Below are 22,452 nucleotides of genomic sequence, written 5' to 3' on the forward strand. Positions count from 1 at the left end.
GCCCGACCGTCACAGGAGGCTGCTTTGCGACGACCCGTCACCGATCCCCGAAGATCCGCCCGCGCCGTCGCATCGGCCGCGCTGCTGCTGCCGCTGCTGGCCGCGGTTCCCGAGTCCTCCGCCGCGGACGGCGGACTGCAACAGGCGTTCGCCACCGCGGCCGCCGAGTACCACGTACCGCAGAGCGTGCTGCTCGGCGTGTCCTATCTCCAGTCCCGCTGGGACAGCCACGGCGGCGCGCCCAGCGTGACCGGCGGCTACGGCCCGATGCACCTCACCGACGCCCGTACGGCGCTGGCCGAGGCCCCCCACCACAGCGAGGGCACCGAGGACGCCCGCGGCGACGAGGCCCGCGAGCCCCTGCTGCCCGAGGCGGACCTGCCCGCGCCCGGCGAACTCCCGGCCCGGCTGCGCACCCTGCCCCGCGCGGCCGACCTCACCGGGCTGTCCCCCGAGACGCTGCGCACCGACCCGGCCGCCAACGTGGCGGGCGGCGCCGCCCTGCTCGCCGCCGCGCAGCGGGAGCTGGGCCGGCCGCTGAGCGAGGACCCGGCCGACTGGTACGAGGCGGTGGCCCGGTTCGCGGAGGCGGGCTCGGGAGACACCTCGACGGGGGTGTCGTACGCCAATGACGTCTACGACGTGCTGCGGACCGGCGAGGAACGTTTCACCGACGACGGTCAGCGGATCGCCCTGGCGGCCCAGCCGGAGCTGGCCCCCGCCGAGGAGCGGGCTCCGCGCCCGGCGGCCGGGACCGAGTGCCCGCCGACCGTGTCGTGCGAGTGGATCCCGGCGCCGTACGAGGAGTTCGGCGACAACGACTACGGCAACCACGACCTGGGCGACCGCCCGGCGTCCCAGCGGATCGAGTACATCGTCGTCCATGACACCGAGGGCGGCTGGGAGGGCGTCCTGGACCTGGTGCAGGACCCGACGTACGTGTCGTGGAACTACTCGCTGCGCTCCACGGACGGCCATATCGCCCAGCACGTCAAGGCGAAGGACGTGGCCTGGCACGCGGGCAACTGGTACGTCAACGCCAAGTCGGTCGGCCTGGAGCACGAGGGCTTCCTGGCGTACCCGGACTCCTGGTACACGGAGGCGATGTACCGCTCCTCGGCCCGGCTGGTGCGCCACCTGGCGAAGCAGTACGACATCCCGCTGGACCGGCAGCACATCCTCGGCCACGACACGGTGCCGGGTCCGACCACGGCGACGGTCCGGGGCATGCACACCGACCCGGGCCCGTACTGGGACTGGGCGCACTACTTCCAGCTGCTGGGCCGCCCGATCGAGCCGAGCGCTGGCCCGAACGGCGGCCTGGTGACGATCCGGCCCGACTACGCGACGAACCGTCCCGCGTACACGGGGTGCGTGAGCAGCGGCGAGACGTGCCCGGTGCACGGGTCGAGCGCGGTGCGGCTGTACGCCGGGCCGGGTGAGTCGTATCCGCTGATCAAGGACATCGGGCTGCGGCCGGGCGGCCAGCCGTCCACGATCGGCGTCAACGACATCGGGTCGCGGGTGTCCACGGGCCAGCAGTTCGCGGTGGCGGACCGCGACGGCGACTGGACGGCGATCTGGTACCTGGGCCAGAAGGCCTGGTTCAAGAACCCGAAGCAGCAGCCGACGGCCGTGCACGCCAAGGGCCTGGTGGTGACGCCGAAGACCGGCCTGGCGAGCGTGCCGGTCTACGGCCGGGCGTACCCCGAGGCGAGCGCGTACCCGGCCGGGGTTCCGGCGCAGGCGGTGTCCCCGCTGCCGTACAAGCTGCTGGAGAAGCAGAAGTACGTGGTGGGCGGCAAGGTGCCGGGCGAGTACTACTACGCGGTCACCTTCGACACCGGGAGCCACCGGGTGGTGACCGGCAAGGACCTCTACTACGAGATCCAGTTCGGACACCGGGTGGCGTTCGTGCGGGCCGCCGATGTGACCGTCGCCGCGTCGGGTTCCTGACAGGGACGGGCCGGGCCACCCGACGGGTGACCCGGCCTGGCCCCTCGCGGGCTCTGCGGTTCTCGGGGGTCAGCCCTGCTGGAACAGCTCGGCGGGGAGCGGCTTCAGCAGCGCGTACAGGTCGTCGGTGATGGGGCGGTCCCAGGCGGCGATGGTCACCAGGACGTTGTCGCTGCGGTCGAACTGCACGCAGGAGATGCGGCTCTCGGAGAGCTTGAGGCGGCGCACGATCAGCAGGTTGTCGCCCTGCATCACCGGTACGTCCTCCATGCCGACGACCGTGACCTCCTCGTCGTTCTCCAGCGCGAGCAGGAGCTGGGCCACCTCGAAGGGGATCTGGTCCTCGGCGACCTCGCGGGCGGGTGAGCCCTCGGGGAGGTTGCCGATGATCATCGCGGGGCCGCGGCCGCCGAACAGGTCGTAGCGCAGGAACACGCCCTGGCAGGTGCCGTCGGGGGCGGGCAGCAGCCCGGCGCCCAGGTTTCCGGGCCAGTCGCCCGGGTCCATGGCCAGTACGTCGAAATCGGGGCCGGCGGGGGTGGCGCTGCGGCGGCGGAGGAACGACATGCCGCCAATGTTACGGCGGCGAGGGCGGTCGAGCGTCCGGGGGGCTCAGGTTGTCGGCCGGGTGCGGGCTGTGGTCGGTTGCTCGCGCCCACGCGGCGGAGCCGCACATCGATACAGCCCCGCGCCCCTTGGAGGTCACTCACCTCTGTGGCGTTCATGGTGGCGGGCCACCCTCGCTCTGTTTCCGCAGCTCGGCTTGCACCATTCCTGGCGGGGGTGGTCCTTGAGGAAGTAGCGGACGCAGCGGGGGGCGTGGCAGGCGCGGAGTCGATCGCGGTCCGGGCTTGCGAGGAACGCCATGGCCGCGCGGGCAAGCGTGGATGTCAGGTCGTCGCTGGTCGCGGGACGGTGACGTACGACGGGATCCGAGCCCTCCGGCCAGGCCAGGACCGGAACGACGGGGGTGCGCGCCGCAGCCCCGTTGAGCCGGGCCACCGCCTCCTCCAACGGGAGCAGGCGGCCCGTGTCGGCGCGGCTCGGTTCTCCCGGGACGGCGTGGGCGAACAGGGTGCGTACGGCGGCGCGCAGCTCTCGTACGGCGGTCAGGGCGGTGGCGTCGGCGGTGTGGCCGGTCGGGGCGAGGCCCGGGTGGGTGTGGAGCCAGGCGGTCAGGCCGGACGGGTCGGTCAGGTCGTCGGCCACGCCGCCGTTGCCGTCGTGGCGGATGGTGAGGGCGAGGTCCAGGGTGAGCTGCGCATCCTGCATGCGCTAATGATAGGCAGCCGCTCAGGCATTAGAGGCGGGGGTGGGGTCCGGGGCCGGGGGCACCACCGCCACCGGGCTCGCCGCGTGCAGCAGGACGGCGTGGGTGACGGAGCCGAGCATGCGGGCGGGGGCGAGCAGGCGCCTGCGGTGACGGCCGACGACGGTCAGCTCGGCGCCCGGGGAGGCGGAGACGAGGGCGCCTGCGGCGTCGCCGGGGACGGGGAGCGCTTCGGCGGGCACGTCGGGGTGGCGTTGCCGGTGCGGGGCGAGGAAGCCCTCGGCGAGGGTGCGGGTCTCGGACTCGATCGGCGCCCGGTCGATCATCACCGAGGCGAGCTCGGCGGACATCGACCAGTCCTGGACCGGCCAGGGGTAGGCGGCGACCGCCTGTACACGGGCGCCGCGCAGGGCGGCCTCGGTGAAGGCGAGGTCGAGCGCGGCCTCGTCGGGGCCCTCCACCTTCAGGCCGACGACGATCCGCGGCCCGGGCTCCTGCGGCAGGGCGTCCGCGACCTCGCGGCCGGGCCGGGGCACCACGACCACCGGACACTCGGCGTCGCGGGCGGCCGCGATGCCGTTGGAGCCCATGAGCAGGCTGGCGAAGCCGCCGCGGCCGCGCGAGCCGAGCACCAACAGCTGGGCCTCGGCGCCCAGTTCGGGCAGCAGGACACCCGGGGCGCCGTCGAGCGCGGCGTACTGCGTGTCCACCTCGTCGGCGTGCTGGGCGAGCCGGGTGCGCGCGTCGGCGAGCACGGGATCTTCCTCGGCCGGCGGGGGCAGGACGACCGGGGCGCCGGGCTGCGTCCATGCCGTCTCGTGCCGTACGTGGACCACCGTGAGCGGCGCCTCGCGGCGCCGGGCGGTGTCCAGGGCCCAGTCCAGGGCGCGCAGGCTGTCGTCCGAACCGTCGACCGCCGCGATGACCGGCAGGGTGCTCATGGGTTCCTCACCTCGGGAGTGCGACCTTCCGCTTGCTGGGGCCAGCCTGGCGCAGGCTTCGGCCCCTGGATCGGAAACACCCTCGGTTCGGCGTGCCGTCGGGCGCGGCTCAGGTCAGGTCGAACTCCCCCTCACGGGCGTTGGACACGAACGCACCCCATTCGGCGGGCGTGAAGATCAGGGAAGGGCTCTCGGGCCGGCCGCTGTTGCGCATCGCGATGAAACCTTCGACGAAGGCGATCTGGACATCCCCCCGCCCCCGGCTGCTGGACTGCCACTCGGCGTTGCTGAGGTCCAGCTCCGGCTTGTCCCAGCCCGTGAGCGGCTGCTGCTGGATGGTGCTCTCGGCCACGTCCGTGCTCCTCCCGGTTCGCGTCGTCCGCGGCCAGACTATCGATCGTCCCCCGCCCCCGACAGGCCGCGTGAGGAGGACTTTCAGGACTCGGGGGGCTCGGCGCCGACCAGCCACATGGAGAAGAACTGGGCGCCGCCGCCGTAGGCGTGGCCGAGCACCCGGCGGGCCCGGTCCAGCTGGTGCTCCCCCGCCCGGCCGCGCACCTGGAGCGCGGCCTCGGCGAAGCGGATCATCCCGGAGGCACCGATGGGGTTGGTGGAGAGCACGCCGCCCGACATGTTGACGGGCAGCTCGCCGTCCAGCTCGGTCACGCCGGACTCGGTGAGCTTCCAGCCCTCGCCCTCGGCGGCGAAGCCGAGGTTCTCCAGCCACATCGGCTCGTACCAGGAGAAGGGCACATAGATCTCGGCGGCGTCGATCTCCCGGCGCGGGTCGGTGATCCCGGCCTGGCGGTAGACGTCGGCCGCGCAGTCCCGGCCCGCCCGCGGGGAGACGAAGTCCTTGCCCGCGAAGAGGGTCGGCTCGCTGCGCATGGCGCCGCCCAGCATCCAGGCGGGCGGCCGCGGCGCCCGGGCGGCGCCCGCCCGGCCGGTGAGCACCATCGCGCAGGCCCCGTCGGAGGAGGGGCAGGTCTCGGAGTAGCGGATCGGGTCCCACAGCATGGGCGAGGCCTGGACCTTCTCCAGGGTGATGTCGTGCTCGTGGAGATGGGCGCAGGGGTTCTTCAGGGCGTTGCGCCGGTCCTTGTACGCCACCAGCGAGCCGATGGTGTCGGGGGCGCCGCTGCGCCGGATGTACGCCCGCACGTGCGGCGCGAAGAACCCGCCCGCGCCGGCCAGCAGGGGCTGCTGGAAGGGGATCGGCAGGGACAGGCCCCACATGGCGTTGGACTCGGACTGCTTCTCGTAGGCCAGGGTGAGGACGGTGCCGTGGACGCGCGCGGCGACGAGGTTCGCGGCGACGAGGGCGGTGGATCCGCCGACCGACCCTGCCGTGTGCACCCGCAGCAGGGGCTTGCCGACCGCGCCGAGCGCGTCGGCGAGGTACAGCTCGGGCATCATCACGCCCTCGAAGAAGTCGGGCGCCTTGCCGATGACGACGGCGTCGATGTCGGCCCACGTCAACTCGGCGTCCGCGAGCGCCCTTTGGGCCGCCTCGCGGACGAGTCCGGCGATCGACACGTCCCGCCGCGCCGCCACGTGCCTGGTCTGGCCGATGCCGACGACGGCCACGGGCTCCTTGCTCATCGTGGATCCCCTTCGAGTACGGCGACCAGGTTCTGTTGCAGACAGGGGCCGGAGGTGGCGTGGGCGAGGGCCCGGTCGGACTCGCCGCGGTGGACGCGGGCCGCGGCCTCGCCGATGCGGATCAGCCCGGCGGCCATCATGGGGTTGGCGGCGAGGGCGCCGCCGGAGAGGTTCACCCGAACGCTGTCGTCGAGCCTCAGCGCCCCCCGCAGGATCACCTCCTGCGCGGTGAAGGGGGCGTGCAACTCAGCCGTGTCGACCGGCCGTTCGAACGCGCCGGCCTTCTCGGCGGCGAGCCGGGTGGAGGGCGAGTCGGTGAGGTCGCGCACCCCGAGGGAGTGGGCCTCGACCCGGTGGTCGATGCCCCTTATCCAGGCGGGCCGGTCGCACAGCTCACGGGCCCGCTCCCCCGCCGCGAGGATCACCGCCGCGGCGCCGTCGCCGACGGGCGGGCAGTCGCCGGTGCGCAGGGGCCGTACGACGTACTCGCCCTGCGGGACCGAACCCCTCAGCTGGGCATGCGGGTTGAGGGTCGCGGCGCGCCTGCTGCGGGTGCCGATCGCGGCGAGCTCGTGCTCGTCGGTGTCGCCCGCGTCGATCAGCGCCTGCGCCTGGAGGGCGGCGAGTGCGACCGAGTCGGGCCACAGGGGGGCGACGTAGTACGGGTCGAGCTGCCGGGTCAGGACGTCCCTCAGGGAGCCGGGCGAGGACTTGCCGTACGCGTACACCAGCGCGGTGTCGGCGTCACCGGTCAGCAGTTTCGTCCAGGCCTCGTACAGCGCCCAGGCGCCGTCCGTCTCGACGTGCGACTCGGAGATCGGCGGCCAGGCGCCGACGCCGTCGAGGGCGAGGGTGAAGGAGAAGGCGCGGCCCGCCAGGTAGTCGCAGGAGCCGGAGCAGGTGAAGCCGATGTCGGAGGTCTTCAGGCCGGTCCGGCCGAGCACCTCGTGCAGCACCGGCATCAGCAGCTCCACCTCGGAGACGTCCTCGGTGGTGCGCCGGTGGTCGCTCTGGGCGAAGGCGACGACCGCGATGTCCCGCGTCACAGCAGCTCCTTGTACGTGTCGTAGTCCGCGTCGGGTTCGCCGGTCGGCCGGTAGTGGTCGGGCCAGCGGGCGCCGTCGGTCCACACGGGCTCCACGCGCAGGCCCATCCGCACCTGGTCGTAGGGGATGCCGGCGATGCGTCCGTGCAGGGCGAGGTCGGCTCCGTCGAGGGCGATGTGGGCGTAGACGTACGGGACTTCGATGTCGAGATTCGCCGTATGTGCGGCCTTGATGTTCACGATGCAGAAGGTGGTGACCGTGCCGCGGGGCCCGCACTCGACCCGCTCGGTGGTGGCGACGCCGCAGGTGGGGCAGGCGCCGCGGGGCGGGGCGTAGACCTTGCGGCAGGACGGGCAGCGCTCGCCCATGGTGCGCCGCTCGGCGAGGCCGTGGAGGTAGGCGGACTGGGCGCGGCCGGGCGCGTAGGTGTAGTCGAGGCGGGCGGGGGCGACGATCCCGGTGACCGGGTCCGCGAACTCGCCGCTGTGGCAGGCGACTTCGGGGGCGGGACCGTCGTACGGCTCGAAGCACGCGATGTCGGTGATGGCGCCGGTGCGTTCGGCGGCCCAGCGGACGCGGACGCGCAGGCCGGTGCGCACGGCGTCGGGGCCGGGGGCGTCGAGGGCGTGCAGCAGGGCGGTGTCGGCGCCGTCGAGGCGGACCAGTACCCACGCGAAGGGCGTGGTGAGGGGCTGGCCGCGGCGGGGGGCCGGGTTCCAGGCCCAGGTGGTGACCGTGCCGGTGGGGGCGACCGTGACCAGGTCGCGGATCTCCTCGGCGGTGACGGGGTCGTACTCGACGGGCGGGACGAGGGTGCGGCCGTCGGCGGTCCGCACGCCCAGCACGACGCGTTCGCGCAGGCCGGTGAGGAAGGCGCTCTGGACGGGGCCGAGGGAGCGGGTGAAGGGGAACTCGACGACGAGGGGGGCTTTGAGGACTTCGGGCATCCCTTGCGCTCCTTCGGGTCAGGCGCGTTTGTAGACGGGCGGTCGCTTCTCCGCGAAGGCGCGGGCGCCTTCCTTGGCGTCGGCGGTGTCGAACACCGGCCAGCCGCGCTTCAGTTCGGCGGCCAGTCCGTCGGACTCGGTCATCTCGGCGGTCTCGTACACGGACGCCTTGACCGCCTCGACCGCCAGCGGGCCGCAGGCGTTGATCCGTTCGGCGATCTCCAGGGCCCCGTCGAGGGCGGTGCCGTCCGGGACGACGTGCCCGATCAGCCCGATGTCCGCCGCCTCCCGCGCGGTGTACGGCCGTCCGGTGAGCAGCATCTCCAGCGCGTGGGTCCGCGGGATCTGCCGTGGCAGTCGGACCGTGGAGCCGCCGATGGGGAACAGCCCGCGCCGGACCTCGAACAGCCCGAAGACGGCCGACTCGCCCGCGACCCGGATGTCGGTGCCCTGGAGAATCTCGGTGCCGCCCGCGACACAGGGTCCCTCCACCGCGGCGATGACCGGCTTGCGGGGGCGGTGGTGGCGCAGCATCGCCTTCCAGTGCAGGTCGGGGTCCGCCTCGAGGCGCTCGCGGTGCTCCTGGCCGGCCATGCCCTGGCCGGCCAGCGCCTTGAGGTCCATGCCGGCGCAGAAGGAGCCGCCCGCGCCGGTGAGCACGATCGAGCGGACCTTGTCGTCCGCATCGGCCTCCAGCCAGCCGTCGTAGAGGCCGACGAGCATGGGGACCGAGAGGGCGTTCCTGGCCTGCGGCCTGTTGAGCGTGAGCACCAGCGTGGCGCCCTCGCGCCGCACGGTGAGATGTTCCGTACCACCCATGACGCCCTCTCCCCTCTGCCGGAACGAGAACAGGTTGCAGGAGGGCGCCGTACAGGACAAGAGGTTTCTGACAGGTAGTCAGATTTTGATGCCGCGAGCCTTCCCCCTTGCGCCCTCCTTTGCTCTGATGACCGGCAACCGATGCGGGACGCGGTCAGGAGGAGCGGTGGAGTACAACCTTGCCGACCTGTTCGAGTCGGTCGTCGACGTGGTGCCGGACCGCGAGGCGCTGGTGTACGTCGACCACCCCGGCACCGGTGCCGAGCGCCGGCTGACGTACGCGGAGCTGGACGCGGCCGCGAACCGGATCGGCCACCATCTGCTGGACAGCGGCATCCGCCCCGGCGAGCATCTGGGACTGCATCTGTACAACGGCGTCGAGTACCTCCAGACGGTGCTGGGCTGCCTGAAGGCACGCATCGTGCCCGTGAACGTCAACTACCGGTATGTGGCCGAGGAGTTGGCGTATCTGTACCGGGACGCCGATCTCACGGCCGTGGTCTTCGACGCGGAGTTCGGGGAGCGGGTGGCGCAGGCGCTGCCGCGTGCCCCGCGGTTGCGGCATCTGGTCGAGGTGGGGCCCGCGGGGGATGCCGTGGACGCGGTGGCGTTCGCGGAGGCCGAGGCGGCGGCGTCGATGGAGCGCGGCTTCCCCGCCCGGTCCGGCGACGACCAGTTCGTCATCTACACCGGAGGCACGACCGGGATGCCCAAGGGGGTGATGTGGCGTCAGGAGGATCTGTTCTTCGCCGGGCTGGGCGGCGGGGCGCCGACCGGGGAGCCCGTGAAGACGCCGGAGGAGCTGGCCGAGCGGGTCGCCGCGGGCGGTTCCGGGATCACCTTCTTCCCGACTCCCCCGCTGATGCACGGCACCTCCACCCTGACCGCGTTCATCGGGTTCGACTTCGGCCAACGAGTCGTACTGCACCGCAAGTTCGTGCCGGAGGACGTGCTGCGCACGATCGAGAAGGAGAAGGTCACGAGCGTCTCGCTGGTCGGCGACGCGATGCTGCGGCCGCTGATCGACGCGCTGTCCGGGCCGCTGAAGGGCACCGACTGTTCCTCCCTGTTCAGCGTGTCCTCCTCGGGGGCGATCATGTCGGAGACGGTACGGCGGCAGTTCCTGGAGCTGGTGCCGCATGTGATGCTGCTCAACAACTTCGGCTCCTCGGAGTCCGGCTTCAACGGCACCGCCACCCCCGACTCCGGACCCGGGCGCGGCTTCCGCATCCGGGTCAACGCCCGTACGCGGGTGGTCGATCCGGCCACGCGGGAGCCGGTGGCGGTGGGCGAGGTCGGCCGGGTCGCCCAGCGCGGCCACGTCCCCCTCGGCTACTACAACGACCCGGCGAAGACGGCCGAGACCTTCTTCGAGCGGGACGGCGAGCGCTGGGTGCTGCTCGGCGACATGGCGACCGTCGACGCGGAGGGGGTCGTCACCGTCCTCGGCCGGGGTTCGCAGTGCATCAACACCGGGGGCGAGAAGGTGTACCCGGAGGAGGTCGAGCAGGCCCTGAAGTCCCACCCCGACGTGTACGACGCCCTCGTCGCCGGGGTGCCGGACCCGACCTGGGGCAACCGGGTGGCGGCCGTGGTGCAGTTGCGCGAGGGCGCGGCCCGGCCGTCGCTGGAGGACATCCAGGCCCACTGCCGTACCCAGCTGGCCGGGTACAAGGTGCCGCGCCGGCTGGTGGTCACCGACACGATCCGGCGTTCGCCGAGCGGCAAGGCGGACTACCGGTGGGCCCGGGAGGTGGCGGGCGCGGCGGACGGGTGACTCCCGCCCCCGCAGGGACTGAGCCCCCGGCCGCACCGGACGGGTGAACCGTGCCCCCGCGGGAGTTGAACCCCGTCCGACGTGCGACCGTACTGGTGAGGGCAGACCCGGCCCCGCCCCCCGCCCGTACGGAAGGACCCGCACGTGTCGCTCACGAGCCCCTCCACCCGGCCACCCGAAGCCGCCGACGAGGAGCCGGAGTCGCGGGGCAACGGCCGAGGCCTGTTCGGGTGGCGGCACCGCTACCGCCGTACGGCCCGTGGTGTCACCGTCGGCACCAGTGTGGCGGCCGGGGTGCTGGTGCTGGTCGCGCTCCTGCTGCCGAACCGCGTCGAGCGGCTGTCGTTCGGCGCGTTCCTGCGCATCCCCGCCGAGGGTGTGCTGCTGGCCGGTCTGCTGCTCGCGCTGCCGCCGAGGGCACGGCGGATCGCGTCGGTCGTCACCGGGGTGTTCCTGGGGCTGGTGACCGTCCTGAAGTGTCTGGACATGGGCTTCCACCAGGTGCTGGCCCGGCCCTTCGACCTGGTCCTGGACTGGATCCTGCTGGACGACGCGGTGGACTTCGTGGGCGAGTCCTTCGGGCGGACGGGCCAGGTGCTGGCCGTGGCGGGGGTGCTGGTACTGGTGGTCGTCGTCCTGGTGCTGACGACCCTCGCCACCCTGCGGCTGACGCGGCTGATGGTCCTGCACCGCCAGGTGGCCGCCCGTACGACGCTCGCGCTCGGCACCGCGTGGATCGTGTGTGTCACCTTCGGGGTGCCGGGCATCGGCGCGCCGCTGGCCACGAAGGGCACGGCCGAGATGCTCGGCAACCGCGTGGCGATGGTGCGGGAGGGGCTGAAGGACGCCCGCGTCTTCGAGAAGGAGGCGGCCGTCGACGCGTTCGCCGCGACCCCGCCCGACGAGCTGCTGACCGGTCTGCGCGGCAAGGACGTGCTGTTCACCTTCATCGAGAGCTACGGCCGTACCGCGGTCGAGGACCCCGACATGGCGGCGCAGGTCGGCGCGGTGCTGGCGGACGGCACCCGTTCGCTCGGCGCGGCGGGGTTCGAGGCGCGCAGCGGCTGGCTGCGCTCACCCGTGACGGGGGCGGGCAGCTGGCTGGCCCACTCGACGTTCCTGTCCGGGCTGTGGATCAAGAACCAGCAGCGCTACCGCAGCCTCACCACGAGCGACCGTATGACCCTGACGAACTACTTCCGCAGGACCGGCGCCTGGCGCACGGTCGGCATCGTCCCCGGGGTGCGCCGGGCCTGGCCGGAGGGCACGTTCTTCGGCCTCGACCACATCTACGACTCCGAGCATCTCGGCTATCACGGGCCCTACTTCAGCTGGACGCCGGTGCCGGACCAGTTCAGCCTGGAGGCGTTCGAGCGCCTGGAGCACGGCCGGGGCGAGCGCGAGCCGATCATGGCGGAGATCATCCTTGCGTCCAGCCACAACCCGTGGGCCCCGATCGCCCACATGATCGACTGGGACGACCTCGGCGACGGCTCCGTCTTCCACGGCATCAAGGAGCGGGGCAAGGACCCCGAGGAGGTCTGGAAGGACGCGGACAGCGTCCGCACCGAGTACCGGCACGCGATCGAATACTCGCTGCGCAGTCTGACCGAGTGGCTGGAGCGTTACGGCGACGACGACACGGTCGTGGTCTTCCTCGGCGACCACCAGCCGGTGCCCACCGTCACCGCCGGCAGCACCAGCCGGGACGTGCCGGTCACGATCGTCGCCAAGGACCCGCGCGTGCTGGACCGGATCGCCGACTGGGGCTGGACCGAGGGCCTCAAGCCCGCGCCCACGGCCCCGGTGTGGGGCATGGACCGCTTCCGCGACCGCTTCATGACGGCGTACGGGACTGGTCGCTGAAGAACGCGGCCACGCGCGTGGCGAACGCGTCCGGGTCGTCCACCCACGGGTAGTGCCCGGCGCCCGGCTGGACCACGAACTCGGCGTTCGGGAAGACGTCCGCGGCACGGCGGGCCAGCTGCGGGCGGGGGCCGCCGTCGAGCTCGCCCGCGTACACGAGCACCGGGGCGGCGAGTGTGGCGAGCGCGGCGCGGGTCGCGGGCGGGTCCCAGGCGCCGTCGGAGAGGTAGATGTCCGCGGCCTCGTCGGTGTCGCCGTCGGCGGCCGCGGCGTGTGCGGCGGCGGCCTCGTCCCAGCGGCCGTAGAAGAAGGGCAGGACGGCGTCGTCGAAGTCGCCGCCGGCGAGCCACTTCTCGAAGGCCGGGAAGGCCGCGGCGAACCACGGCTCGCCCTCCCGCAGCCGGGCCGCCGCGAGCCGGTCCTCGGGCGTGGCGGACATGCCGAGCGCCCGGGGAATGGCGGTGATCAGCGCCAGCCTCCGCACCCTGGCCGGGTACCGGGCGGCGTAGAGCATGGCCAGGCTCGCGCCCGCCGAATGCCCGAGCAGGTCGACCCGCTCCAGACCGAGGTGGATCCGCAGCAACTCGACGTCGTCCACCTGCCGGTCGCAGCGGTACGTCGCCGGGTCGGCGGGCTCGGCGGAGTCCCCGGTGCCGCGCAGATCGAGCAGGGCCAGTCGTCGGTGGGCGGCGAGCCCGCCGAGGTCACCGAGGTAGGCCGAGGCGAGCATCGGGCCTCCGGGCAGGACGACGACGGGCTCGCCGCGGTCGCCGAGCGAGTGATGGGCGAGGACGGTCCCGTCGGGGGCTGTGAAGGTCGGCATGCGGTCGATCATGGACGTACGGCGCCGGGGGCCGCAATGGAGATAGGGAGACAAGAGGCGGGGAGACAGAAGATACGGCCCGGGACACGGCGAGAAAGTCGGCGCCGACCCCTTGCCTCGCCCCCGGTGGCCTGGATTACTGATCTCCGAACACCTCGACCGAATGATCGGTCGCCCGGATTGGTGCGGTTGGTGAGGGAGACGTCCCCATGGCGGATACGACGGAGCTGCTGGACGCGGGCGAGCGCCTCGACGTGGACGGACTGCGGGCGCTGCAGCTGGAGCGGCTGCGCGCCTCGCTGCGTCACGCGTACGCGAACGTACCGTTCTACCGGGAGGCCTTCGACAAGGCGGGCGTCCGCCCGGACGACTGCCGCTCCCTGGCCGACCTGGCCCGTTTCCCCTTCACCACCAAGGCGGACCTGCGCGAGAACTATCCGTACGGGATGTTCGCCGTGCCGCGTGAGCGCATCCGCCGCCTCCACGCCTCCAGCGGCACGACCGGCCGGCCGACGGTCGTCGGGTACACGGACGACGACCTGTCCATGTGGTCGGACATGGTGGCCCGTTCGATCCGCGCGGCGGGCGGCCGGCCCGGCGACACGGTCCATGTCGCCTACGGCTACGGCCTGTTCACCGGCGGCCTGGGCGCGCACTACGGCGCCGAGCGGCTCGGCTGCACGGTCGTCCCGGCGTCCGGCGGCATGACGTCCCGTCAGGTGCAGCTGATCCAGGACCTGAAGCCGCGGATCATCATGGTGACGCCGTCGTACATGCTCACCCTGCTGGACGAGTTCGAACGCCAGGGCGTCGACCCGCGCGCCACCTCGCTTGAGGTCGGGATCTTCGGCGCGGAGCCGTGGACGGAGGAGATGCGGCGGGAGATCGAGGGGCGGTTCGGGATCGACGCCGTCGACATCTACGGCCTGTCGGAGGTGATCGGCCCGGGTGTCGCGCAGGAGTGCGTGGAGACGAAGGACGGCCTGCACATCTGGGAGGACCACTTCTACCCCGAGGTGGTCGACCCGGTCACCGGCGAGGTGCTGCCGGAGGGCGAGGAGGGCGAACTGGTCTTCACCTCGCTGACCAAGCAGGCCATGCCGGTCGTGCGCTACCGCACCCGCGACCTGACCCGTCTCCTGCCGGGCACGGCCCGGGTGTTCCGCCGTATGCGCAAGGTGACCGGCCGCAGCGACGACATGGTCATCCTGCGCGGGGTGAACCTCTTTCCCACGCAGGTCGAGGAGATCGTCCTGCGCACCCCGGGGGTCGCCCCGCACTTCCAGCTGCGCCTCACCCGCGAGGGCCGGCTGGACGCCCTCACGATCCGGGCGGAGGCCCGCGCGGACGCGACCCCGGAGACCAGGGAGGCGGCCGCCCGCTCCATCGCCGCCGCCGTCAAGGACGGCATCGGAGTCTCGGTCGGTGTCGAGATCGTCGACCCGGAGACGCTGGAGCGGTCGGTGGGCAAGATCCGCCGGATCGTGGACGAGCGGCCACGCTGAAAGCCCTGATTTCAGGAGCTGTCGCGGGCGGCGAGTCGGTCCGCCAGCTTCTCGGCGAGCGCGTCGGCGAACGCGGGATGCGCGGCGAGCCGCTCGGCGATGGCCGACACCTGCGCGTCGGTCAGCTCGGCGGCCTGGAGCGTGGCGAGCTTCTTCTCCGTGCGGCGGGCGATGATCTCCAGGTTGCGGACGACGGTCTCCAGCGCGACGTACGGGTTGTCGTCCGCCGTGGCCGGGTTGGGGTTGTCGATGATGCCGTCGGCGGTGAGGACCGCGACGGCGATGGCCCTCAGATTGGCCGGAGTGAGGTCCATGGTGTCTCCCTTGGCTGCGGCGAGGACGGCGTTCATCGGGAAGCTGCCGGGGTCTCCGTGGTCGTTCTCGGGGGCGTGCTGATGGCCGCAGTGGCCGGAGAAACGGTTCCACTGGGCGGCGGTCATCCGCACGCCGTTGGCGCCGTAGGAGCTGGGATACGGCTTGAAGGTGAGCCCCGAGGTCAGGGGTACGCCGTGCTCGGTGCGGGCCCAGCGGGCGAAGGCGGCCAGGTCCCGGATCACCCACTGCGGCAGCTGCGGCATGTACAGGTGCGGTGTGCTCCCCCAGCGCCGGTGGGTCGCCGGGTCGCAGGTGCCGACGATCTCCACCTGGCACACGTTCAGGGTGTTGGTCTCGACGCCGCCCGGCAGGTTGCGCAGGGCGCGGCTGGAGACGTCGAAGTCGAAGTGCTGGTACCAGACCATCCGCTGCTTGGCGAAGTCGGGGCGCGCGGTCAGGTTCGGCGCGGACGCGCCGCCGCCGTAGGAGGGCAGCGAGGTGCCCTCGGTCGAGTGCCACAGGACCACGTTGGTCTCCATCGCGGAGCCCGGGTAGTTGTCCTGGTACCAGTAGGTGGTCGAGGCGCCGGGATAGCGCTGGGGTCCCGTCCTCACGACGGGCTCTGGGGGCACGGGTCATGGCGCATGGTCAGCCTCCGATCAGATGCCGGCCGTCCGGTGCGGTGGTTCTCTGGCGGTATCCCCGCTGCGCCGCCTCTCAAAGCGGGCTGAGCCCGGACGGCAGACGATCGTCCGGATTCAGCCAGCGCCCAGCCGGTCCCGGAGTTCACGCTTGAGGATCTTGCCGCTGGCGTTGCGGGGCAGGGAGTCGGTGAAGACGATCCGCTTGGGCGCCTTGAAGGGCGTGAGGCGGTCGCGGGCATGGGCGATCAGCGCGGCCTCGGTGACCTCGCCGCGGGGGACGACGACCGCGGTGATCGCCTCGATCCACTTCTCGTCCGGAAGGCCGATCACCGCCACCTCCGCCACGGCCTCGTGCGTGTAGAGCGCGTCCTCCACCTGGCGGGAGGCGACCAGCACGCCACCGGAGTTGATGACGTCCTTCACGCGGTCGACGATCGTGAGATAGCCGTCGGCGTCACGGACGGCGAGGTCGCCGGAGTGGAACCAGCCGTCGCGGAAGGCCTCTTCGGTCTCCTCGGGCTTGTCCCAGTAGCCCTCGCAGAGCTGGGGCGAGCGGTAGACGATCTCGCCCGGTGTGCCGTCGGGGACGTCGTCGCCCTTCTCGTCGACGACCCGCGCGTCGACGAACAGCACCGGCCGGCCGCAGGAGGCGGGCCGGTCGCGGTGCTCGTCGGGGCCGAGGACCGTGGCCAGCGGGCCGATCTCGCTCTGGCCGAAGCAGTTGTAGAAGGCCAGTTGGGGCAGCCGTTCGCGCAGGCGCTCCAGGACGGGCACCGGCATGATCGAGGCGCCGTAGTAGGCCTTGCGCAGTCCGCCGAGGTCGCGGGTGGCGAAGTCGGGGCGGTTCGCCAGGCCGATCCATACGGTCGGCGGGGCGAACAGGCTGTCCACGCGGCCCTGTTCGGCCAGGTCGAAGAGGGTGTCGCCGTCCGGGGCGTCGAGGATGATGTTCGTCGCGCCGACGGCGAGGTAGGGCAGCAGGAAGACGTGCATCTGCGCCGAGTGGTACAGCGGCAGCGAGTGCACCGGCCGGTCGCCCGCGCTCAGGTCCAGGGCGGTGATGGCGCTGAGGTACTCGTGCACCAGCGCCCGGTGGGTCATCATCGCGCCCTTGGGCAGCGCCGTCGTCCCCGAGGTGTACAGCAGCTGCACCAGTTCGTCGCCGCGCGCCTCGGGCCCGTCGTACGGCGCCGCCTCGGCCAGCCGCGCGAGCAGCGAGTCCTCGGCATCCCGCAGCGGCAACACCCGTACGCCGGACGGCAGCCGGCCGGTCAGGTCCGGGTCGGCGAGCACCAGCGAGCTGCCCGGCTGGCCGATCAGATAGGCCAGGTCGTCGCCGGTGAGGTTCTGGTTGACCGGCACGTGCACCAGGCCCGCGCGGGCGCAGGCGAGGAAGGCGATCAGATAGGCGTCGGAGTTGTGGCCGTAGGCGGCGACCCGGTCGCCGGGCGCGAGGCCCTCGGCCAGCAGGACGGTCGCCGCGCGCGAGACGGCGTCGTCGAGTGCCTCGTACGTCCAGGTGCGGTCGCGGTGTTCGACCGCGACGCGTGCCGGGGTGCGGTGGGCGCTGCGGCGCAGCACCCCGTCGACCGTGCTGCCGTGGCCGGGCGTCACTGTGCTGCCGTGTCCGGGCGTCATGGCACAGGATCCTCGGCCCGCCACCGATCGAGGTCAAGCATCCCGGCCCCCACGTCACATACCCGTTGGTACGCTCAACCGCTCCTTCCCTCGACGATGTTGGGAGGCACCATTGCGCACCCGCGCCAGGCGGCTCATGGTCACCGCGGTCGCCCTGCTCACCGCCGCGTCCGCGCTTCCGGCGGCCGCGGCCCAGACGCAGTCCCGTCAGGAACACCCCTCGCACGGCGGTCTGTCGGCCGTCATCCGCTACACCGAGTACGGCATCCCGCACATCGTGGCGCGCAGTTACGCCGGCCTGGGCTTCGGCACGGGGTGGGCGCAGGCCGCCGACCAGGTGTGCACGCTGGCCGACGGGTTCGTCACCGTACGCGGTGAGCGCTCGCGGTTCTTCGGGCCGGACGCGGCGCCCGACTTCTCGCTGTCCTCGGCGAGCCGGAACCTCTCCAGCGACCTGTACTTCCGTGGCGTACGGGAAGCGGGCACGGTGGAGAAGCTGCTCGCACAGCCGGCTCCGGCCGGGCCGAGCCGGACCGCCCGTGAGCTGATGGACGGGTTCGCAGCCGGCTACAACGCCTGGCTGAAGCGGAACCGGATCACCGACCCGGCGTGCAAGGACGCCCCCTGGGTGCGTCCGATCACCTCGCTGGACGTGGCCGCGCGCTCCTACGCCCTCGCGGTGCTGGGCGGCCAGGGCCGGGCCGTGGACGGCATCACGGCCGCCCAGCCGCCCACCGCCCCTGCGGGCCCGGTTGCCCCGGACGCCCGCGACACCGCCCGTGCCGCCCGCGAACTGTTCGCCGCGGACAGTGCCGACATGGGCTCCAACGCGGTCGCCTTCAGCGGCCGGACCACCGCGAACGGCCGCGGCCTGCTCCTCGGCAACCCGCACTACCCGTGGCAGGGAGGCCGCCGCTTCTGGCAGTCGCAGCAGACGATCCCCGGCGAACTCGACGTCTCCGGCGGCTCGTTGCTCGGCTCCCCCACGATCTCCATCGGCCACAACGCGCGCGTGGCGTGGAGCCACACCGTCGCCACGGGCGTCACCCTCAACCTCCACCAGCTGACCCTCGACCCGTCCGACCCCACGGTCTACCTGGTGGACGGCCGACCCGAACGCATGACCCGACGGTCCGTCAGTGTCGCTCTACAAGACGGCAGTACGGTGGCCCGCACCCAGTGGTGGACCCGCTACGGCCCGGTCGTGAACTCCCTCGGCGCCTCCGTGCCGCTGCCGTGGACGGCGACGACCGCCTACGCGCTCAACGACCCGAACGCCGACAACCTGCGCGCCGCCGACACCGCGCTCGGCTTCAGCACGGCCCGGGACACCGGGGACGTGCTCGCGGCTCTGGACCGCACGCAGGGCCTGCCGTGGGTGAACACCATCGCGGCGGATTCCAGCGGGCACACCCTGTTCACGCAGGCACAGGTCGTGCCGCGCATCACCGACGAGCTGGCCCAGCGCTGCTCGACCCCGCTCGGACGGGTCACCTACCCGTCCTCGGGTCTGGCCGTGCTGGACGGCTCGCGCGGCGACTGCGCGCTCGGCCGGGACGCCGACGCCGTGCGTCCGGGGATCTTCGGGCCCTCGCGCATGCCCACGCTGCGGGACGCGCCGTACGCGGAGAACTCCAACGACAGCGCCTGGCTGGCCAACACGGACCGGCCGCTGACGGGGTACGAGCGGGTCTTCGGCACCGTCGGCACGCAGCGGTCGATGCGCACCCGGGGCGCGATCGAGGACGTGTCCGCCCTCGCCGGGCGCGGCGGGCTGACGGTCGCCGACCTCCAGGCGCAGCAGTACGCCAACCGGGTTCCGGCGGGTTCGCTCGCCGCGGCCGACACGGCGACGGCGTGTGCCGCGCTGCCGGGTGGGACGGCAACAGCCAGTGATGGCATGCCCGTTGACGTGGCGGAGGCCTGCCGGGTGCTCGCCGCGTGGGACCGTACGACGGACACCTCCAGCCGGGGTGCCCTGCTCTTCGACCGGTTCTGGCGGAAGCTGCTCGCCAGGGTTCCGGCGGCCCAGTTGTGGAAGGTGCCGTTCTCGGCCGCCGACCCGGTCGGCACGCCGAACACCCTCGACACCGCCGCGCCGGGCTTCAGGACCGCCCTCGCGGACGCGGTCGCCGAGCTGCGGGCGGCGGGGATCGTCCTCGACTCCCCGCTCGGGGCGCACCAGTTCGTCGTACGCGACGGGCGGCGCATCCCGGTGCCGGGCGGCACGGAGGCGCTGGGCGTGTGGAACAAGGTCGAGCCCGTGTGGGACCCGGCGCACGGCGGATACACCGAGGTCACCACCGGCTCCAGCTACATCCAGGCCGTCGGCTGGGACGGCAGCCGCTGCCCGGTGGCCCGGACCGTCCTGTCGTACTCCCAGTCCTCGAACCCGGACTCGGCCCACTTCGCCGACCAGACGGGACTGTTCTCGGGCGAGCGCTGGGTGAGGTCGCGCTTCTGCGAGAAGGACATCCTGGCGTCGCCGGCGCTGCGGGTGGTGGTCGCGCGCGAGCGGCGCTGACAGCGGGAGCTGAGGTCAGACGGCGCGGGCCCGTCCTTCCCAGTACGGGTCCCGCAGCCGTCGCTTGTACAGCTTGCCGTTGGGGTCGCGGGGCATCTCGGCGACGAAGTCGACGCTGCGGGGCCGTTTGTAGCCGGCGAGGCGTTCCGCGCAGTGGGCGAGGAGGGCGGCGGCGAGGTCCGGGCCGGGTGTGTGGCCGGGGGCCGGTTCGACGACCGCCTTGACCTCCTCGCCCCAGTCGTCGTGCGGGATGCCGAAGGCGGCGGCGTCCGCGACGGCCGGGTGGGAGAGGAGGGCGGACTCGATCTCGGCGGGGTAGATGTTGACGCCACCGGAGATGATCATGTCGATCTTGCGGTCGCGGAGGTAGAGGTAGCCGTCCTCGTCCAGGTGGCCGAGGTCGCCGACGGTGAAGAAGTCGCCGACGCGGTTCCTGCGGGTCTTGTCCGCGTCCTTGTGGTAGGCGAAGCCGCCGGTGCTCATCTTCATGTAGACCGTGCCCAGTTGGCCGGGTGGCAGCCGGTTGCCGTCGTCGTCGAGGACGGCGAGTTCGCTGATGGGCCAGGCCCTGCCGACCGTGCCGGGTTTCTTCAGCCAGTCCTCGGCGGTGGCGAAGGCGCCGCCGCCCTCACTCGCGGCGTAGTACTCCTCGACGCAGGTGCCCCACCAGTCGATCATGGCCCGTTTGACGTGGTCGGGGCAGGGCGCGGCGCCGTGCACGGCATGCCGCATGGAGGAGACGTCGTAGCGGGCGCGTACCTCCTCGGGGAGGGCGAGCAGGCGGTGGAACTGGGTGGGGACCATATGGGTGTGCGTGCACCTCTCCCGGTCGATCAGGCGGAGCATCTCCTCGGGCGTCCACCTGTCCATCAGCACCAGCCGGTGCCCGATGTGCAGGGACGCGCCCGCGAACTGGAGCACGGCCGTGTGGTAGAGCGGCGAGCACACCAGGTGCACGTTGTCCTCGAAGGGGCGGATGCCGAAGATGCCGAGGAAGCCGCCCAGGTGGGCCTCCTCGGGGGGCCTCCCGGGCAGCGGGCGGCGGATGCCGCGGGGGCGGCCGGTGGTGCCCGAGGTGTAGTTCATGACCCAGCCGAGGGTGCGGTCGGCGGGCGCCGACTCGGGCTGTCCGTCCAGGAGTTCGGCGTACGGCCGGAAGCCCTCGGCGGCGCCGACGGAGTAGCGGTGCGTCGCCGGGAGGCCTGCCTCGTCGGCGGCGGGACGGGCGGTGTCGGCGAAGCGCTCGTGGGCGATGAGGACCTTGGCGCCGGAGTCGGAGACGATCCAGGCGATCTCGGGGCCGACCAGGTGGTGGTTGACGGGGACGAGGTAGAGCCCGGCCTGCTGGGCGGCGAGGTAGGCGGTGAGGAACTCGGCGCTGTTGGGGAGCACCACGGCGAAGGCGTCGCCGTGCTCCAGGCCCGCGGCGCGCAGGCCGTGGACGAGGCGGTTCGCGGCGGCGTGCAGCCGTCCGGCGGTCCACTCCTCGCCGGTGGCGGTGACGAGGACCGTCCTTGTGGGGTCCTCGGTGGCCTGGGCCCAGAATCCGGTGGGGTTCACCCCTCGCTCCTTCCGGCGATGCGGTTGATGCGGTCGACGGCCCGCTCGAAGCCGCGGGTGAGATCGTCGAAGACGGCCTGGACGCTGCGCTCGCTCGTCATCCGGCCGACGATCTGGCCGACGGGTGTGCCGAGCAGCGGCTCCACCTCGTACTTCTGGATGCGGGACACGGCCTCGGCGACCAGCAGGCCCTGCAACGGCATGGGCAGGGGGCCGGGCCCGTCGGGGTCGTCCCAGGCGTCCGTCCAGGCGGTGCGCAACTGGCGGGCGGGCTTGCCGGTCAGGGCGCGGGAGCGCACCGTGTCGCCCGAGCCCGCGGCGAGGAGCTTGCGGGTGAGGGCGGGCGAGTGGAGGTCGGCCTCGGTGGTGGTGAGCCACACCGAGCCGAGCCATACGCCCTGGGCGCCGAGGGCGAGCGCGGCGGCGGCCTGTTCGCCGCTGCCGATGCCACCGGCCGCGAGGACGGGCAACGGGCCGACGGCGTCGACGACTTCGGGCGTGAGCACCATGGTCGCGATCTCGCCGGTGTGCCCTCCGGCCTCGTAGCCCTGGGCGACGACGATGTCGATGCCGGCCTCCTTGTGCTTGACCGCGTGCCGGGCGGAACCGGCGAGGGCGGCGACCTGCACGCCCTGGTCATGGGCGCGGGCGACGACATCGGGGGGCGGCGAGCCGAGCGCGTTGGCGAGCAGCCGGATCGGGTGGGCGAAGGCCACGTCGAGCTGGGTGCGGGCCACCTCCTCCATCCAGCCGGTGATCCGCCAGCCGACCGTCTCGTCGGCGGGGAGTTCGGGGACGCCGTGCTCGGCGAGGGTGTCGGCGACGAACCGCCGGTGCCCGGCCGGGATCATCGCCTCGACGTCGGCCTCGGTGACGCCCTCCACCTTGCGCGCGGGCATCACCACGTCCAGGCCGTAGGGATGGCCGCCGGTGTGCTTCTCGATCCAGTCGAGGTCGCGTTCGAGGTCGTCGGGGGCCGTGTAGCGGACCGCGCCGAGCACACCGAGGCCGCCGGCCCGGCTGATGGCCGCGGCGACGGCGGGGAACGGCGTGAAGCCGAAGACGGCGTGCTCGATTCCCAGATGCTGGCTCAGCTCCGTCTGCATGGGCGCAGGATGCCGGAGCCGGGCGGAGGACGGAAGAGCCGAGCTGACGGTTCGTCAGATTTACGAGGCCCGTCCGGTGGACATACTTGCGAAGACGTTCGGGCGGCACGACG

At 72.6% G+C, this 22,452-nt stretch carries 18 protein-coding genes; 5 read left to right on the forward strand and 13 right to left on the reverse strand.

The window, feature by feature from the left end:
* Positions 1–24: 24 nt before the first annotated feature.
* Positions 25–1,956, forward strand: a complete 1,932-nt coding sequence (locus tag ACIQ6Y_RS16595; RefSeq protein ID WP_404038648.1) for an N-acetylmuramoyl-L-alanine amidase — start codon at positions 25–27, stop codon at positions 1,954–1,956.
* Between the two features lie 69 nt (positions 1,957–2,025).
* Here the strand turns inward: ACIQ6Y_RS16595 and ACIQ6Y_RS16600 are convergent, their stop codons facing one another.
* From ACIQ6Y_RS16600 to ACIQ6Y_RS16635, 8 genes are all read right to left on the reverse strand, one after another.
* The gene (locus ACIQ6Y_RS16600; protein WP_404038651.1) at positions 2,026–2,523 is read right to left on the reverse strand and encodes a hypothetical protein; all 498 of its coding nucleotides are present in this window, start codon (positions 2,521–2,523) and stop codon (positions 2,026–2,028) included.
* Positions 2,524–2,658: 135 nt separating this feature from the next.
* Positions 2,659–3,228 carry a CGNR zinc finger domain-containing protein gene (locus ACIQ6Y_RS16605; RefSeq protein WP_404038653.1) on the reverse strand — a complete coding sequence of 190 codons (570 nt, stop codon included), beginning with the start codon at positions 3,226–3,228 and terminating at the stop codon, positions 2,659–2,661.
* A 21-nt stretch (positions 3,229–3,249) separates the two neighbouring features.
* Positions 3,250–4,167 carry a universal stress protein gene (locus ACIQ6Y_RS16610; RefSeq protein ID WP_404038655.1) on the reverse strand — a complete coding sequence of 306 codons (918 nt, stop codon included), beginning with the start codon at positions 4,165–4,167 and terminating at the stop codon, positions 3,250–3,252.
* A gap of 109 nt (positions 4,168–4,276) precedes the next feature.
* Positions 4,277–4,519 carry a DUF397 domain-containing protein gene (locus ACIQ6Y_RS16615; RefSeq protein WP_404038658.1) on the reverse strand — a complete coding sequence of 81 codons (243 nt, stop codon included), beginning with the start codon at positions 4,517–4,519 and terminating at the stop codon, positions 4,277–4,279.
* Between the two features lie 83 nt (positions 4,520–4,602).
* Complete coding sequence (locus ACIQ6Y_RS16620; RefSeq protein ID WP_404038661.1) at positions 4,603–5,769, reverse strand: thiolase domain-containing protein; 1,167 nt, start codon at positions 5,767–5,769, stop codon at positions 4,603–4,605.
* On the reverse strand, positions 5,766–6,815 hold the full coding sequence (locus ACIQ6Y_RS16625; protein ID WP_404038664.1) for a thiolase domain-containing protein: 1,050 nt from the start codon (positions 6,813–6,815) through the stop codon (positions 5,766–5,768). Before ACIQ6Y_RS16625 ends, ACIQ6Y_RS16620 begins: the two co-directional genes overlap by 4 nt.
* Positions 6,812–7,762, reverse strand: coding sequence for a Zn-ribbon domain-containing OB-fold protein (locus tag ACIQ6Y_RS16630; protein WP_404038667.1), 951 nt, complete (start codon positions 7,760–7,762; stop codon positions 6,812–6,814). The genes ACIQ6Y_RS16625 and ACIQ6Y_RS16630 overlap by 4 nt, the downstream gene beginning before the upstream one ends.
* Before the next feature lie 18 nt (positions 7,763–7,780).
* Entirely contained in the window at positions 7,781–8,581 is an 801-nt protein-coding gene (locus ACIQ6Y_RS16635) for a crotonase/enoyl-CoA hydratase family protein (RefSeq protein WP_404038670.1), read from the reverse strand.
* Positions 8,582–8,747: 166 nt separating this feature from the next.
* On the opposite strand from ACIQ6Y_RS16635, the gene ACIQ6Y_RS16640 reads away from it, so the two are divergent.
* Positions 8,748–10,358 carry an acyl-CoA synthetase gene (locus ACIQ6Y_RS16640; protein ID WP_404038672.1) on the forward strand — a complete coding sequence of 537 codons (1,611 nt, stop codon included), beginning with the start codon at positions 8,748–8,750 and terminating at the stop codon, positions 10,356–10,358.
* Positions 10,359–10,502: 144 nt separating this feature from the next.
* On the forward strand, positions 10,503–12,224 hold the full coding sequence (locus ACIQ6Y_RS16645; RefSeq protein WP_404038675.1) for a sulfatase: 1,722 nt from the start codon (positions 10,503–10,505) through the stop codon (positions 12,222–12,224).
* On the opposite strand, the gene ACIQ6Y_RS16650 is transcribed toward ACIQ6Y_RS16645, so the two are convergent.
* Entirely contained in the window at positions 12,196–13,047 is an 852-nt protein-coding gene (locus ACIQ6Y_RS16650) for an alpha/beta fold hydrolase (protein ID WP_404038677.1), read from the reverse strand. The genes ACIQ6Y_RS16645 and ACIQ6Y_RS16650 overlap by 29 nt on opposite strands.
* A 209-nt stretch (positions 13,048–13,256) precedes the next feature.
* Here ACIQ6Y_RS16650 and paaK point away from each other — a divergent pair, with 209 nt between their 5' ends.
* On the forward strand, positions 13,257–14,552 hold the full coding sequence (paaK, locus tag ACIQ6Y_RS16655; RefSeq protein ID WP_404038680.1) for a phenylacetate--CoA ligase PaaK: 1,296 nt from the start codon (positions 13,257–13,259) through the stop codon (positions 14,550–14,552).
* An 11-nt stretch (positions 14,553–14,563) separates the two neighbouring features.
* Here the strand turns inward: paaK and ACIQ6Y_RS16660 are convergent, their stop codons facing one another.
* Both ACIQ6Y_RS16660 and ACIQ6Y_RS16665 read right to left on the reverse strand, forming a co-directional pair.
* Entirely contained in the window at positions 14,564–15,481 is a 918-nt protein-coding gene (locus ACIQ6Y_RS16660) for a hypothetical protein (RefSeq protein WP_404038683.1), read from the reverse strand.
* 144 nt (positions 15,482–15,625) lie between these two features.
* On the reverse strand, positions 15,626–17,149 hold the full coding sequence (locus tag ACIQ6Y_RS16665) for an acyl-CoA synthetase (protein WP_404038685.1): 1,524 nt from the start codon (positions 17,147–17,149) through the stop codon (positions 15,626–15,628).
* A gap of 112 nt (positions 17,150–17,261) precedes the next feature.
* Here ACIQ6Y_RS16665 and ACIQ6Y_RS16670 point away from each other — a divergent pair, with 112 nt between their 5' ends.
* Entirely contained in the window at positions 17,262–19,673 is a 2,412-nt protein-coding gene (locus ACIQ6Y_RS16670; protein WP_404038687.1) for a penicillin acylase family protein, read from the forward strand.
* 15 nt (positions 19,674–19,688) lie between these two features.
* Here the strand turns inward: ACIQ6Y_RS16670 and ACIQ6Y_RS16675 are convergent, their stop codons facing one another.
* Entirely contained in the window at positions 19,689–21,233 is a 1,545-nt protein-coding gene (locus tag ACIQ6Y_RS16675; RefSeq protein WP_404038689.1) for an acyl-CoA synthetase, read from the reverse strand.
* Positions 21,230–22,339: an NAD(P)H-dependent flavin oxidoreductase gene (locus tag ACIQ6Y_RS16680; RefSeq protein WP_404038692.1), complete on the reverse strand. Its 1,110-nt coding sequence runs from the start codon at positions 22,337–22,339 to the stop codon at positions 21,230–21,232. The genes ACIQ6Y_RS16675 and ACIQ6Y_RS16680 overlap by 4 nt, the downstream gene beginning before the upstream one ends.
* Positions 22,340–22,452: the final 113 nt, after the last annotated feature.

It is taken from the genome of Streptomyces sp. NPDC096205 (genome assembly GCF_044763135.1).
GTDB lineage: Bacteria > Actinomycetota > Actinomycetes > Streptomycetales > Streptomycetaceae > Streptomyces.